Origin of the sequence: Nocardia sp. NPDC050408 (assembly GCF_044458905.1) — a bacterium.
Lineage (GTDB): Bacteria > Actinomycetota > Actinomycetes > Mycobacteriales > Mycobacteriaceae > Nocardia.
The window spans coordinates 610,642-625,168 of record NZ_JBITIL010000002.1 but is presented as its reverse complement, the minus strand read 5'-3'; the positions used below and the strand labels follow the sequence as shown (position 1 = coordinate 625,168).

Here is a 14,527-nt window from a genome sequence, read left to right as displayed (position 1 = left end):
AGTCGCCGAGCACGCCGCGCGGATGCGCCGGTCCGGTTGGACCGCCGATCCCACGGTCGGCGAGATGCAGCTCGACGAGCGCTCCTCGCTGCGGCGTGTCGCGGGTCTGTCCACCGAGCTCACCGATATCACCGAGGTCGAGTACCGGCAGCTGCGACTGGAGCGGGTCGTGCTGGTCGGGGTCTGGACCACGGGCACCGCCACGCAGGCCGAGGCGAGCATGGCCGAACTGGCCGCGCTCGCCGAGACCGCGGGTTCTGAGGTGCTCGAAGGACTGATCCAGCGTCGCGACAAGCCGGATCCGGCCACCTACATCGGTTCGGGCAAGGCCGACGAACTGCGCGCCGTGGTACTGGAAACCGGTGCCGATACCGTGATCTGCGACGGTGAACTGACTCCGGCGCAGCTGACCGCGCTGGAGAAGGTCGTCAAGGTCAAGGTGATCGACCGGACCGCACTGATTCTGGACATCTTCGCCCAGCACGCCACTTCCAGCGAGGGCAAGGCGCAGGTGTCGCTGGCCCAGATGGAATACATGCTGCCGCGATTGCGTGGTTGGGGTGAGTCCATGTCCCGGCAGGCCGGCGGTCGCGCGGGCGGCAACGGCGGCGGTGTGGGTCTGCGTGGTCCCGGTGAGACCAAGATCGAAACCGATCGTCGCCGCATTCGCGAGCGAATGGCCAAGCTGCGCCGCGAGATTCGCGAAATGAAGACCGCACGCGATACCAAACGGTCCCGTCGCACCTCCAGCGGTATCCCGTCGGTCGCCATTGTCGGCTACACCAATGCGGGCAAATCCAGCCTGATGAACGCACTGACCGGGGCGGGCCTGCTTGTCCAGGACGCATTGTTCGCGACCCTGGATCCGACCACCCGTCGCGCCGAACTGGACGACGGCCGCGAGGTCGTCTTCACCGATACCGTCGGATTCGTGCGGCATCTGCCGACCCAGTTGGTCGAGGCCTTCCGGTCCACTCTGGAGGAGGTCACCGGCGCGGATCTGCTGCTGCACGTCGTGGACGGTTCCGACCCGCTGCCCGCCGAACAGATCAAGGCGGTCCGCGAGGTGATCACCGATGTGATCAAGCAATCGGGGTCACCCGCGCCGCCGGAGCTGTTGGTGGTCAACAAGATCGATGCGGTCGACCCGGTCGAGCTCACTCGGCTGCGCGCGATGTTGCCCGACGCCTCCTACGTCTCGGCGCAGAAGGGCACCGGCATCACCGAACTGCGCGAGCGCCTCGCCGAGGTGCTCGGCGGTCTCGATGTCGAAATCAGTGTGCTGCTGCCCTACACCCGTGGCGATCTGCTGGCCCGCATTCATGCGGACGGTCGCATCACCACCTCCGAGCACGAGGAGGGCGGCACTCGGGTGCGCGCCCGCGTCCCGCACGCACTGGCGGCGGCGCTGTCGCCGTTTGCGCATGCCGGTGGGTCGTCCGAGCCGGAGGGGGCAGATTCGCCCGAGGCCGATGGTGTCGCGCACTGAGCTGTGGTCTCGATCGACCGTCGCGTCGTTATCGGGCGTTGCATCGAGTGGGCCAGGTCGGACGCAATGCCGTTGACACAGGGCGCACAGCAATGGTGTGCCGACGGTCCGTTGAATCGTGGGCCGCGAGGATTGGCGAGCGGTCGCCGATCGCGGTTGTGGACTACCTGGCGCACCGGAGTCAGCACGATTCGATCGCGGACCGGCCGGTCGGTAGCGCATGCTGGGCACATCCGGTGCGACGCAGGCGAATTCGTTGCGCTATCGTCATCGAATCGACATCAGGAGGGTTAAATGTCGCATGACCACTCCGGTGCGGCCGATTCGGGTGATCGGCACTCCGGTGATTCGTCGCTCACCGGCCCGGCGCTGAGTGACGGTGCGCCACTGTCGGTTTCGCTCACCGACACCGATATTCGGGTGCTCGACACCCTGCTCGCGCCGTTGCGTGCGTGGACGAGTCCGCGGTTCTACGGTCTGGAGAACATTCCGGCGCATGGGCCGGTGCTGCTGGTCGGCAACCATAATCTGATGGGCGGCATCGACGCCCCGCTGTTGCTGCCCGAGGTGCTGCGCAGGCGTGGTCGGCTGATCCGCGGGCTGGCCGAAAATGTGCTCATCAATGTGCCCGGCATCCGTCAGCTGCTGCACCACTTCGGAACGGTGCGCGGTAACCGTCGCAACTGCTTGGCACTGCTGGCCCGCGGCGAGGCCGTCATCGTATTTCCGGGCGGTGGTCGAGAAGCGGTGCGCCGCAAGAACGAGAAGTACGTCCTCAAGTGGGAGGGGCGTTCCGGCTTCGCGCATATGGCGATCGAGGCGGGTGCGCCGATCGTGCCGGTGGCGATGATCGGCGTCGACGACGCCTACGACATCGTTTTCGACGGCGACCACCCCGTCATGCGACCGCTGCGCTGGGCCGTCGAGGCGCTGGGCTTGAACCGGGACCTCACCCCGCCGCTGATCCGCGGCGTCGGCCCCACCGGCATCCCGCGTCCCGAGCGCTTCTACTTCTCCGCCGGTGCGCCCATCGACCCAACGCCGTGGCGCGATGCGACCGATAAGCACGCCGCCGCGGTGGAATTGCGTGACATAGTGCGTAAGGAGCTGGAGGAAGAACTGAAGTTCCTGTTCAGCGAGCGCGATCGTGATCCTGGTCGCACCCTGTTCGGTCGACTGCGCAGTCTGTTCTGAGTCTGCTCTCAGTTATTTGCCAGTAACTCTCCATACCTTGGCCGAATGGCTGGAACGAGAGTGCGAATGGTGGCGGTAGCGGGTGTAGCGGCAGCTCTGGTGGCGTTTCCGGCCGCTTCGGGTGGTTTTCTGGCGTCGGCGGCCGCTGTCGCCGATCCGGTCATCGCGTCCGGCGAACTGCTCACCTCGTCGCGCTCGTCCGACGGCTCGTATGTCGCCGATGTCGCGGTCGTGGACAACCGCAATCTGACCTTGCAGGTGTACTCGGCTGCCATGGGCAAGAACATCGAGATTCATGTGCAGCGCCCCGCCGACACCTCTGCCCCGCGTCCGACCCTGTATCTACTCAATGGCGCGGGCGGTGGCGAGGATTCGGCGACCTGGCAGGCGCAGACCGATGCCGCGCAATTCTTCGACGACAAGGATGTGAATGTGGTCACACCGGTCGGCGGAAAATGGAGCTACTACACCGACTGGCGCGCCCCCGATCCGGAGCTCGGCGTGAACATGTGGAAGACCTTCCTCACCGAGGAATTGCCTGCGCTCATCAATAGCGGACTCGGCACGAACGGTACCAATGCCATTGCGGGCCTATCGATGTCGGGCACCTCGGTACTGCAACTGCCCATCGCCGCGCCGGGCCTGTACAAATCGGTGGCCGCCTACAGCGGTTGCGCGCAGATTTCCGACCCCATCGGCTACGACTTCGTCAACGCCGTGGTCGCTGCGGGCGGTGGTGATTCGACGAATATGTATGGGCCGCAAGGTGATCCGATGTGGGCCGGTAATGACCCGTACGTGCACGCCGACCAACTACGCGGCCTGGACCTGTTCATCTCCGACGGCACCGGCATTCCCGGCCAATGGGACACCCTGAACGGGTCGCACGCCCTGCCCGGCGTCGGTGGCCTCGCCGATCAGGTCGCCGTCGGCGGCGCACTCGAAGCCGCGACCAACTACTGCACACACAACCTGCAGACCCGCCTGAACCAACTCGGCATCCCCGCCACCTACGACTTCCAACCCACCGGCACCCATTCGTGGGGCTACTGGGAAGACGCCCTGAAGGCCTCCTGGCCCGTCCTCGCCCAGGGACTCGGCCTGCCCGCCTGACCGGACGGGCTCATCATGCGGTGGTGCGGGCACACGTCGACCGAGAGCGAACCTCCATGAGCGCGTTCTCGCCCGCTGCGCGCTTCCTGGGTGGCAGGTGAGGGCGGGATTCTGGGGTTGGAAGTGAACGGGGGTTCTTGTTGCGGGTAACGTGTGGGGGACGACGGGTCGGTGTGGACCGGCCGTGGGGTTACTAGGAGGTTGGCGTGGAGCGCACACTGTTCGAGCCCGAACACGAGCTGTTCCGGGAGTCGTTCCGCAAGTTTCTCGATCAGCATGTCGCGCCGAATCACGCGAAGTGGGAAGAGCAGGGCATTGTCGACCGCGAGGTCTGGCTCGAGGCCGGTAAACAGGGATTCCTCGGCATGGCCATGCCGGAGGAATACGGCGGCGGCGGGGTCAAGGACTTCCGCTATAACGCGATAGTCGCCGAGGAGTCGGTGCGCGGCCAGTACTCCGGCCTCGGCTTCGCCCTGCACAACGATGTGATCGCGCCTTATCTGCTCGAACTCGCCAACGATGAGCAGAAGCAGCGCTGGCTGCCCGGTTTCTGTTCCGGCGAGATCATCACCGCCATCGCGATGACCGAACCGGGCACCGGCTCCGACCTCCAGGGCATCAAGACCCGCGCGGTCCGCGACGGCGACGACTGGATCCTCAACGGCGCCAAGACCTTTATCACCAATGGCATCAACTCCGATATCGTCATCGTGGTCGCCCAGACCGATCCCGCCAAGGGCGCGATGGGCTTCAGCCTGCTCGTCGTGGAGCGCGGCATGCCCGGCTTCGAACGCGGTCGCAACCTCGACAAGCTCGGTCTCAAGGCGCAGGACACCGCGGAGTTGAGCTTCACCGATGTCCGTGTTCCGGGTAAGAATCTGTTGGGTACCGAGGGCATGGGCTTCATCCACCTGATGAACAACCTGCCGCAGGAACGCATGTCGATCGCCGTCATGGCGGCTGCCGCCATGGAAGCCTGCCTGGAGATGACCATCCAGTACGTGCGCGATCGCAAGGCCTTCGGCAAGCCGATCGGAGCCCTGCAGAACACCCGGTTCGTGCTGGCCGAATTGGCCACCAAGACCACTGCCGTCCGTGTCCTGGTCGACCGCTTCATCGAGGACCTCAACGCGGGCAAGCTATCGGTCGAGGACGCCGCAATGGCCAAGTGGTGGAGCACCGAGGAGCAGATCGATCTCATCGACCGCTGCCTGCAGCTGCACGGCGGCTACGGCTACATGAAGGAATATCCGATCGCCAAGGCCTACATGGACGCCCGCGTCCAGACCATCTACGGCGGCACCACCGAGATCATGAAGGAGATCATCGGTCGTTCGCTGAAACTGAGCTGATACCAACCGGTTTCGCGCCGCCCGCCGCAGGCTCCGGTCCGCGGCGGGGAAATCGAGCCTGTTGCGCCGCCGCCCGAAGTTGTCTAGTCCTGTTATCGGGCCACCGCGGCTCGAAGGGCGAGGGAGACGGTAGGTTGGGCACAGTGACGGAGCAGGCCCTCGGGCAGGAGCACACCTTCGGTGCGAGCGCATTCGCGACCACATCCGATGGCCGTCGACTGCACTACATGGTGCGCGGAACTGGTAGGCCGACCGTTGTTTTCGAATCGGGTATGGGTTTCTCCCGCTCGATCTGGGGCTTGGTGCAGCCGGTGGTCGCCGAGCGTATGCGCGCCGTTGTCTACGACCGCGCCGGGACCGGCCGCAGCGATGACGATCCGAACCCACGCACCATCACCCGGATGGCCGACGACCTCGCCGCCGTGCTGGCGGAATTGGGGGATGGTCCCTTCATTCTCGTCGGCCACAGCTGGGGCGGGCCCATCGTACGTGTCGCCGCGACTGCGGATCCGACCCGCATCCAGGGCATCGTGCTGGTCGATCAGAGCGACGAGAACTGCGAATTGTATTTCCTGCCCTCCGCGGAAAAGCGGTACGCGATGACCCGCGTCCTGTTGCCCGAACTCGCCCGCTGCGGCCTCTACCGTCTGCTCGGCAGTCGGATCGGCGGTAAGCAGCCCGCCGATATCGCCGCCGATCACCGGGCCGAGGATTTCACCCCGCGCGCCGCGCGCACCATGATCGCCGAACAGGACCAATTCAGCGCAGGCCTGCGAAGCCTGCGCGACCAGCCGCAGGAACTGGGCGCCTTGGATGTCAGTGTCATCACCGGCACCAAACTTCCCCGACTCGACAAGACCACCCGAACCGCACTGACCGCCGCCCACCGCCGTACCGCCGCCGCCTTTCCCAACGGCCGACTGGTCGAGGCCGAGCGCTCCGGTCACCTCATCATGTTCACCGAACCCGACCTGATCGTCGACGAAATTCTCCGCATCGCGGACAACGTTCGCTAGGGCCGGGGTACCTAGGGCAGCAACGGAATATTCGCGTTCAGGCAGAACGGATGACCGGCCGGATCCAGTAACACACGCCAGCGATCCGGCCCGGCTGCTCATCGGCCAGGCACGCACCGAGTTTCACCGCGCCCGCCGCATCGACAATGAGATCGTCAACGCGCAGATCCAGGCGCGCGGTCGACTCTTGCATGCCGTCGCCAGGTCGGTGGTCGGCAGCGTTTCGCCGGCCGGGGTGGTGACGGCCCTGGAGGCCGCTGCCGCCCCGATCCTCGGCGGCTGAGCCGCGCGACGGTACCCGGCGGTTCTCATGGCGACCGCGTCGTTCGGGACGGCGCGATCGTGTCCGCATCCATGCACGTGGCCTGAGGATCCAGCAGCATGGCGATGGTGTCGGCGGTCCAGCCGAGGTCCGCTCCGGGGCGGGTGGCGATATAGGTGGCGATCTCTTCGACTGTCCAGGTGTGGGATTCGGTGAGGCCTGCGGCGAGGTGGCGTATGTAGGCGGCCGACGGCGGGTTGCCGGGCAGGTCGGTATAGCGCCAAGGCGCGGTGATGGTGAGGACCGGATGTCCTTCGAAAGTACCGGTACAGACCAGGGTCTCGTATCGACCGGGACCGAGCGTCATGCGGCCGTGGGTGATTGCCTCGCACAGGTCGTGGTCGGTGCTGGGTGTTCGGTACATCTCCTGGGCGGCGATATCGCAGAACTGATCGATGGTCACCAGGTGGCCGCGGGCGGCGGTTTCACCGGCGGCGTCGGGATCGTAGAAGGCTCGGCCGCCGGTCCAGGTCAGGGATTCGGTGGCGAAATATTGCAGGCCGGGGAGCGTGAGCGGAACCGAACGCAGCGGTTCGGCCCCGCGACGGCAGCCGGGCAGCGTGATCGCGCCGCCGTCGGGTGTGCCGCCTGCCAGATAGCAGCGTAGGCGGCTCAGATGCATATTCGAGCCGTATGACGCGTACCACACGATCTCGGTCATGGCACTGATCCGGGCATCGCACCCGCCTTCCGGTCGGAAATCGCCTATACGACGAGCATGCCACGGGTGGCGGCATCAGCACTTGCGACCGTCAGCACGTCCGGTACCAGCGCATTCGGCAGTGGCCGATGTACCGCCGCTGTTCAATGACGGTGATTCTCGACCAGTGAACGCATCTGCTCCGGCGACCGAAAGTAGGCGAGTCCCCACGGCAGGCGGCTGTAGGTGCCTCGCCCATCGGCTACGCGGGTTATTGATCACGATCGCGAGCAACTCGCCCGGCACCAGCACCCGATGGAACTCCGCGACCGGCGCAGCATGTTCGAGAAATGGAAGGCGTGTGTGGATACCACGGCGTCAACCGCTCCGTCTGGCAATGCCGAAAATCCTCGGCCTGCCGATTGCGCCGGCGCACCCGATCCGACCGCGACCGTGCCTGCGTCGACATCCCCACCGACACATCGCAGCCGTGGACCATATCCGGGCGCAGCTAGCCTTCGATGCGGGCGGCGAGAATGCCGGTGCCGCAGGCGATATCGGTGCTTCCGACGCGCCGCTGCCGAATCCTGAATGCCTGTTTGACGCCAACATTGCGGCGCATCGAATACAACGCAATCAAATTCAACGCACACCGTTGCGGCGCTAAGAGATTCGCGTGAGCTGGGAAGTCGAATCCGTGGCGGGCGTGCGTGAAATGCGTACACTGGCCCAGCCGGAAGCAAATCTGAAACGGGTGTCCGTCACACGACGTTGGAGGGTAATTGTCAACACGACGCGACGACATTCTCGACGCAGCACGGGATCTGATCGTCCGCGAGGGTTACGCCGGCGCCAGTATGCATGCGATCGCGCGCGCGGCGGGCATCACCCGACCCGGCTTGTACGCCGAATTCGGTGATCGGGACGAACTATTCGAGGCACTGCTCGATCGCGAGGAAGAACGGGTACTGGCCATGGCGGCCGAGGCCACTCCGGTCTTCCAGGAGGGCGCGGACCTGGCCGCGATCGCCGCGGACGTCTCGGCCGATGCCGTCGACATCTTTCTAGACCTCGTCTCGGCCGCACCGCAGAGCTGGCGTTTCGTGCTGATGCCCGGCGACGGGCTGCCCGATACCGCGCACGAACGAGTGGACCGTGGCCGTGCGGCCTTGCGGGCGCGCAGTCGAGCGGTGCTCGCGCTGGTCGCCGCGCTCACCGAGCGAGAGATGGACGAGGAGTTGTTGAGCCACGCGGTAATCAGTGCGAGCGAGACCGGTGCCCGATTGGTCCTCGCCGCGGACGGCGCGCAACGGCGCGAGGCGGTATCCAAGACGTTGCGCTGGCTGGCACGCCGGGCGGTCGTCGCCGCCGGAGTCGGGGAGCAGTAGCGATGGCCGCCGCGAAACAAGCAGCGCCCCAGAAGCAATCGGCACCTCGACCGCCTAAACGCAAGTACGCCAAGCGGCTTCAGCCTGCGGACCGACGTGAGCAATTACTCGACGCGGCATTGCGCCTTGTGGCGCAAGAGGGGTTCACCAGTGTGAACATCGCTGCCGTCGCCGAGCGCGGCGGGGTGACCAGGCCGGTCGTCTACGACTCCTTCGGCAGCCGTGACGAACTGCTCGAGGCGCTCATAGAACGCGAGACCGCCCGCATGGCGGCGGCGGTGGCCCGCTCGGTCGCCGAGACCACCACGGCACCCGACTTCGCTTCCGCCGCACCGGAACAGCTGCCCGCGATGCTCGGGCGCTTCCTCGCCGAGGTCTGCGCGATGCCCGACACCTGGCGGCTGGTGTACTTCCCGATCGACGGTGTGCCGCCGGTACTGCGGGAACGGGTCGCCGCGGCTCGTGACGAATTGCGTGCACCGCTGCGGCAGGCGCTGGGGCTGTGGCTGGTGGAGCAGCCCGATGCCGATGGCGTGGATCCGGATGTCTTGGCCGAGGTCGTACAGGGCACCATCCAAACCGCGGCGCGCCTGGTGCTCGACCAACCCGATGAATTCGGCATCGACCGGATTCTGGCCCTGTTCGACTATCTGTTCTTCCGTGCGGCATAGCGGCTTTCGCCTGTGAAAGGGCTCGGTTCCGTCAGAGTTGTCGCCAGTGCCGCGTGCGACGGAATCAGGGTGCACAGGCTGACACCGCGACTGCCGGCGACAGGCGATTGCCGATATCACCCAGTGGTGGCAAGGAGGTGAAAGTCGGCGTGCACCGGCTCTGCCCGAGGTGGAAACAGCCAGGCTGAATAGCTTCCGCGCCTGAGTTTTTCAGTTCATGGACCAGTTCGGCCATGGTTTCACTGCTGGGCGCATAGGGCTGATAGAAGCACACCCGATCGGAGATTGTCCCGGCACGGTCGCGGATATCGGCGGCGACCGTCGTCGGTTTGCCGCGCGCCGCAATGGTTCCGAGGATGTCGTCGTCGATCAGTTCACCATCTCGGTCCAGCGCCTTCTCGATCTGCGGACGAATCTGGGTGCCCAGCCCCAAGGTGAATCGGCCCTCGGGCAGCAGTTGGAGATCGTTCGTCTGGTGCGCGAGGTGAATCGGGTTGCGCGGGAAGACGACGGGCTGTGATTTGACCCTGACGTTACGTCAGGCTCGACGATGTGGCGGTGAGCGAAACCTACCCAGCATTCGATATCAGTCCGGTTCCCGTACCCGCCCACGATGCCGTGGCGCCGGAACTTTTCCGCGGCATCTACGGGATGCCGATGTTCGTCACGGTGCCGACGGCCGATCTGGCTGTGTCGGTGGACTTCTGGACGCGCGGACTCGGCTTCTTCGACCTGTTCTCTGTCCCCGGCCGACTCACCCATCTGCGGCGCTGGGCATTCCAGGATGTCCTGCTCTTATCCGCTGACCAGTCCGCGGCGGCAACCGAGCTGAGCGTGAGCTTCTCCTGCGTGCTGAGCCAGCTGGCCGAGATCGCGGCCGCATGCGAGCAGTTGCTGCCCGATTGCACGTCGGGGCCGCGTCCGATGCCGTGGAATACCGTCGACCTCGAGATCCGCACGCCGGACAACACACGGGTGATCATGACGGCGGCGCGACCGTACGATCCGGACAGTGCCGAGGCCGAGAATTTGCGGTCCATGGGGATCGGAGGTCCGCCGGCATGAGCGTTCCTGTCAAACTGGGCGGTGTGACTGATCAGGGCGATGCCGGTCTCACCGTCGGTGCGGCCGCCGCGCGCATGGGCGTCACGATCCGCACACTCCACCATTGGGATGCGATCGGGCTCGTGTGCCCGACCGAGCGCACCGACGCCGGGTACCGGCTCTACACGAGTGCGGACCTCGCCCGCATCCATCGCGTACTCATCTACCGTGAGCTGGGCGTACCTCTCGATGAGATCAAAACGGTCCTGGATGCGCCTGCCACCGATGCGACGGTGTCGCTGCGTCGGCAGCGCGACGAACTCCGCGAGCGCGCCGTCCGCCTGCAAAAGATGGCGGATGGGATGGACCGCATGATCGAGGCCAGAGAGTCCGGAATCCTGCTCTCCGCCGAGGAACAGGTGGCGATCTTCGGCGAGCACTGGCAACCCACCTGGACCGCGCAGGCCCACGACCGCTGGGGTGACACCGTGCAGTGGGCCCAGTACGCCGAACGCGCCGCGAACCGAACCGCCGAGGACTGGCAGCAGATCGCCGAATCCGTCGACGCACTCAACGCCGACCTGGTCGCGGCCTACCGCGCCGGAGTGCTGCCCGGCAGCGACGAAGCCAACGACCTCGCCGAACGCCACCGCGCCTCCATCGACACCTACTTCGACTGCACCCCCGCCATGCAGATCTGCATCGCCCATACCTACCTCACCGACCCGGGCTACACCGCCTTCTACGACACCCTCGCCCCCGGCCTGACCCCCTGGCTATCCGCCATCATCCAAACCAATGCTGGTCAGCCGAGAACGCACTGACGCAATTCCTCTCGGCATTTGCGGCGACCAGCGCATGGTCGAGGGTTCAGCTGGTGCCGACGAGAGTGCCGCGGGCTCGGAATTCCTGGGGTGGGCAGCCTTGCCAGCGGCGGAATGCGCGGATGAAGGATGCGGCCTCGGCATAGCCGAGGCGGGCGGCGACCTGTTCGGTGGTCATATCGGTGTGGCTGAGCAGTTCCTCCGACATCATTTGACGGACTTCGTCCAAGAGGTCGCGGAAGGACGTGCGCTCTTCGCGCAGGCGACGAGATAGTGTGCGCGGGCTCATGAAAAGCGCTGCGGCGACGGCGATTTGGTCCGGAATCTCGCCCGGATTGCGGACCAGCAGATCACGCACCGCAGCGGCAACGCCGGTGCGGGCCCGGCGCGCGGTGAGCAGATCGCGGCACAGTTGTTCGCATGTCCCGCGCGCCCATTCGTTGGCCTGGGGCAGTGCGACATCGAGATACGCACTGTCGAAGGCTAATTCGTTGACCGGCGCGTCGAATTCCGGCTCGATACCGAAGACGGTGCGGTAGCGCGTCGTATCCGCCGGAGCCCGATGACGGAAGCTGATCCGGGTGGCGGGCACACCGGCGGAGAACCGCTCGCGGCCGATGGACTGGATACCGGTGATGACGCGCTCGGTCAGGAAGGCGCGCACATCCTCCGGAATCTGCGAATCGTCGAAGATGACCCGCGACTCGGCCGGTCCCTCCTCGAAGATCAGCCGGCCGAACACGAAGGCCAGATCGACATAGCGCAACGAAACCTCGATCACCTCGCGCACCGTGCGACTGCTCAGCAGCGCCAGCCCCCACGGCCCGTACAGCGATAAGTGGTAGCGGTTCCCGGCCTCGACACCCAATCCTGGTTCACCGCCGAATCGCGCAAGCAGATTCCGCACGACGCGTACCTCTTGACGTGCCGTGACCTCGGCATCGGGATCGCTCACCGCCTCGGGCCTCAGTTTCGTGCCCTCGAGACAGTCCTGCGGCGACATGCCACGTTCCTGCGCCAATTCCATCAGCACATGCACGCTGGAGGTGCTACGCAGTAGATCCCAATCGAACACTAACTGCATCCTCGTCGAAGCCGGTCCCGTCTTGCTATTGGCGGAACGTATCAATCCTTTCTTCTCCATCGCAGGAAAATCGGAACACCCGGTGCCAGACCGACGGAAATGCCACGCTGGAGGGCGGGGGCACAGCGCAGGAGGTGAGCCGGATGAGTACGGCGCAACAGCAGGTCGAGATCGAGGTACACAATCCGGCCGACGGCAGCGTCACCGGCCGGGTGCCCGAGGAATCGAGTGCTGCGGTCGCCGCGGCGGTCCGCCAATTGCGCCTTCTCCAGCCGGAATGGGAGGCGATCGGCTCGAACAAGCGCGCCGAATGGCTGTTTCGGCTGCAGGATTGGCTGATCGATAATTCCGACGAGCTCACCGATGTGGTCCAGTCCGAAACCGGTAAGACCCGCTACGATGCGGAGATCGAGGTACCCGCCGCGGTCAATCTGATCAAGTACTGGGCGCGCAATGCCGCGAAATTCCTGCTCGATGAGCATCCGGCTCCGCACAGTCCGCTCGGCCGGACCAAGCGCCTGGTCAAGACCTATCGGCCGCATCCGGTCGTCGGGATCATTACGCCGTGGAACTTTCCGCTGCTCAATGTGTGCTTCGATGCGCTGCCTGCGCTGATGGCTGGTGCCGCGGTGCTGGTCAAGCCGTCGGAAGTAACGCCGTTGAGTGCGGTCGCGCTGGCGCGAGGGTGGGCCGAGATCGGTGCGCCACCGGTATTCGCGGTGTCGACCGGGCGTGGAGATACCGGACGCGCAGTCGTCGAGGCGGTCGACTACGTCCAGTTCACCGGGTCCACCAAGACCGGTAAGGCGATCGCGGCCGCCTGCGCAGCGACGCTGACCCCGTACAGTCTGGAACTCGGCGGCAAGGATCCAGCGATCGTGCTCGCGGACGCCGACATCGAGCGGGCCGCGGCGGGCATCGCCTATGGCGGACTGTTCAATTCCGGTCAGGTCTGTGTGTCGATCGAGCGGGTGTATGTCGAGGCGCCGGTCTACGACGAGTTCGTGACCAGCCTGACCGAACAGGTGCGCAAGCTGCGGCAGGGACACGATGGGCGCGGGTTCGCCTTCGATATCGGCGCGATGGCAACCGAGGCGCAGCGCGATATCGTGGCCCGCCATGTCGAACAGGCCGTAGCCGCGGGCGCGCGGATCACCACCGGCGGCAAGGCGAGCGGGGTCGGGACCTTCTTCGAACCGACCGTGCTGGTGGATGTGGATCATTCGATGGCTTGCATCAGCGAGGAGACATTCGGCCCGACCATTCCGGTGCTGAAGGTCGCCGACGAGGATGAGGCGGTGCGCTTGGCCAACGATTCGGTCTATGGGCTCTCGGCCACGGTGTGGACCGGTGACCGCAAGCGCGGCGAGCGGGTGGCGCGGCGGCTGGAAGCGGGTGCGGTCAATATCAACGATGCCTTCGCGAATCTGTTCAGCTTCGCGCTGCCGATGGGTGGGTGGAAAGATTCCGGGGTGGGCGCGCGATGGGGCGGCCCCGCCGGAATCCGGAAATACTGTCGCCAGCAAGCGATTACGGTGCCACGCGGGCCGGCGATGAGGCGTGAGCTGGCGTGGTACCCGGCCTCGCGGGCGCGGTTGCGAGTGGTGACCGGACTGATGCGCGCACTGGATGGGCGTGGCAAGCGCAAGCTGCCGAAGTTCTGGAGCGGCAAGCGATAAGGCGCGGGCTCAGACGAGAATCGAACGCGCTATCCGGAAGCCGACATCATCGATCCGGTAGGTCGGATGGCTGCGCCGTCGCACCGAGGCCCGGCAGCTCCACTTCTCATCGGACCACCCACCCCCGCGCAGCACCCGATATGAGTCGTACACCTCGGCGTCGTAAATGTCCCAGCACCAATCCCATACGTTGCCGAGCATGTCGTACAGGCCCCAGGCGTTGGGTAGCTTGCCGCCGACCTCGTGCACGTGCTCCGCGGAATTGCCTCGATACCAGGCGATTTCGTCGAGCTCGCCATATCGTGGGCCCGAAGTGCCCGCCCGGCACGCATACTCCCATTCGGCCTCGGTCGGCAGCCGGTACCCGTCGCTATCGGCATCCCACTCGACCTCGTCGTCGTGCACGCGATATGCGGGCGGCAAACCCGTACCCAGCGACAGGCCATTGCAGAACCGGATCGCATCGAGCCACGAAACACCCTCGACCGGCAGCCGATCACCCCGAGACGCACTCGGCGCCCCACCGGTGACCTGTTCATACTGCGACTGGGTAATCGAAAACGCCGCCAGCCCGAAACCCGCCACTTCGACCGCCCAACTCCGCTGGGTTCGCCGATCCGACAGCGTCACCTGCCCCGCGGGCAGCGCGACCATCTCGATTTCCGCACGCACAGCTAGCCGATCGTAATGCATGTGTATCGGCTTGCGGCA

At 65.6% G+C, this 14,527-nt stretch carries 15 protein-coding genes and 1 pseudogene; 11 read left to right on the top strand and 5 right to left on the bottom strand.

The window, feature by feature from the left end; all coding sequences use genetic code 11:
• Positions 1-22 precede the first annotated feature (22 nt).
• The 5 genes from hflX to ACIBJI_RS07650 all read left to right on the top strand — a co-directional run bounded on the left by hflX (position 23) and on the right by ACIBJI_RS07650 (position 6,164).
• Positions 23-1,489, top strand: coding sequence for a GTPase HflX (hflX, locus tag ACIBJI_RS07670; protein ID WP_364352053.1), 1,467 nt, complete (start codon positions 23-25; stop codon positions 1,487-1,489).
• Positions 1,490-1,783: 294 nt separating this feature from the next.
• Positions 1,784-2,683: a lysophospholipid acyltransferase family protein gene (locus tag ACIBJI_RS07665; protein ID WP_364351731.1), complete on the top strand. Its 900-nt coding sequence runs from the start codon at positions 1,784-1,786 to the stop codon at positions 2,681-2,683.
• A 45-nt stretch (positions 2,684-2,728) separates the two neighbouring features.
• A complete protein-coding gene (locus tag ACIBJI_RS07660; protein WP_397083408.1) occupies positions 2,729-3,796 on the top strand; it encodes an alpha/beta hydrolase in 1,068 nt (355 codons plus the stop codon).
• A gap of 206 nt (positions 3,797-4,002) precedes the next feature.
• On the top strand, positions 4,003-5,148 hold the full coding sequence (locus ACIBJI_RS07655; RefSeq protein WP_364351737.1) for an acyl-CoA dehydrogenase family protein: 1,146 nt from the start codon (positions 4,003-4,005) through the stop codon (positions 5,146-5,148).
• Between the two features lie 143 nt (positions 5,149-5,291).
• The gene (locus ACIBJI_RS07650; RefSeq protein WP_397083406.1) at positions 5,292-6,164 is read left to right on the top strand and encodes an alpha/beta fold hydrolase; all 873 of its coding nucleotides are present in this window, start codon (positions 5,292-5,294) and stop codon (positions 6,162-6,164) included.
• 37 nt (positions 6,165-6,201) lie between these two features.
• On the opposite strand, the gene ACIBJI_RS07645 is transcribed toward ACIBJI_RS07650, so the two are convergent.
• A complete protein-coding gene (locus ACIBJI_RS07645; protein WP_396958851.1) occupies positions 6,202-6,357 on the bottom strand; it encodes a hypothetical protein in 156 nt (51 codons plus the stop codon).
• A 115-nt stretch (positions 6,358-6,472) separates the two neighbouring features.
• Positions 6,473-7,147: a histone deacetylase gene (locus ACIBJI_RS07640; protein WP_397083404.1), complete on the bottom strand. Its 675-nt coding sequence runs from the start codon at positions 7,145-7,147 to the stop codon at positions 6,473-6,475.
• Positions 7,148-7,523: 376 nt separating this feature from the next.
• On the opposite strand from ACIBJI_RS07640, the gene ACIBJI_RS07635 reads away from it, so the two are divergent.
• From ACIBJI_RS07635 to ACIBJI_RS07625, 3 genes are all read left to right on the top strand, one after another.
• Positions 7,524-7,793 (top strand): hypothetical protein, encoded by a 270-nt coding sequence (locus ACIBJI_RS07635; RefSeq protein ID WP_397083402.1) that lies wholly within the window; start codon positions 7,524-7,526, stop codon positions 7,791-7,793.
• A gap of 115 nt (positions 7,794-7,908) precedes the next feature.
• Entirely contained in the window at positions 7,909-8,514 is a 606-nt protein-coding gene (locus ACIBJI_RS07630; protein WP_364351749.1) for a helix-turn-helix domain-containing protein, read from the top strand.
• Positions 8,515-8,516: 2 nt separating this feature from the next.
• A complete protein-coding gene (locus tag ACIBJI_RS07625) occupies positions 8,517-9,185 on the top strand; it encodes a helix-turn-helix domain-containing protein (RefSeq protein WP_364351752.1) in 669 nt (222 codons plus the stop codon).
• Positions 9,186-9,579: 394 nt separating this feature from the next.
• Here the strand turns inward: ACIBJI_RS07625 and ACIBJI_RS07620 are convergent.
• A pseudogene (locus ACIBJI_RS07620) lies at positions 9,580-9,696 on the bottom strand (LLM class F420-dependent oxidoreductase); the annotation flags it as partial.
• Between the two features lie 47 nt (positions 9,697-9,743).
• Here ACIBJI_RS07620 and ACIBJI_RS07615 point away from each other — a divergent pair.
• Both ACIBJI_RS07615 and ACIBJI_RS07610 read left to right on the top strand, forming a co-directional pair.
• On the top strand, positions 9,744-10,250 hold the full coding sequence (locus ACIBJI_RS07615) for a VOC family protein (RefSeq protein WP_397083400.1): 507 nt from the start codon (positions 9,744-9,746) through the stop codon (positions 10,248-10,250).
• Entirely contained in the window at positions 10,247-11,053 is an 807-nt protein-coding gene (locus tag ACIBJI_RS07610) for a MerR family transcriptional regulator (RefSeq protein WP_364351758.1), read from the top strand. The genes ACIBJI_RS07615 and ACIBJI_RS07610 overlap by 4 nt, the downstream gene beginning before the upstream one ends.
• Before the next feature lie 46 nt (positions 11,054-11,099).
• Here ACIBJI_RS07610 and ACIBJI_RS07605 read toward each other — a convergent pair whose 3' ends face one another.
• A complete protein-coding gene (locus tag ACIBJI_RS07605) occupies positions 11,100-12,128 on the bottom strand; it encodes an AraC family transcriptional regulator (protein WP_364351761.1) in 1,029 nt (342 codons plus the stop codon).
• A gap of 152 nt (positions 12,129-12,280) precedes the next feature.
• On the opposite strand from ACIBJI_RS07605, the gene ACIBJI_RS07600 reads away from it, so the two are divergent.
• Positions 12,281-13,816 carry an aldehyde dehydrogenase family protein gene (locus tag ACIBJI_RS07600; RefSeq protein ID WP_396958850.1) on the top strand — a complete coding sequence of 512 codons (1,536 nt, stop codon included), beginning with the start codon at positions 12,281-12,283 and terminating at the stop codon, positions 13,814-13,816.
• A gap of 9 nt (positions 13,817-13,825) precedes the next feature.
• Here ACIBJI_RS07600 and ACIBJI_RS07595 read toward each other — a convergent pair whose 3' ends face one another.
• On the bottom strand, positions 13,826-14,470 hold the full coding sequence (locus ACIBJI_RS07595; protein WP_396958893.1) for a formylglycine-generating enzyme family protein: 645 nt from the start codon (positions 14,468-14,470) through the stop codon (positions 13,826-13,828).
• Positions 14,471-14,527 lie beyond the last annotated feature (57 nt).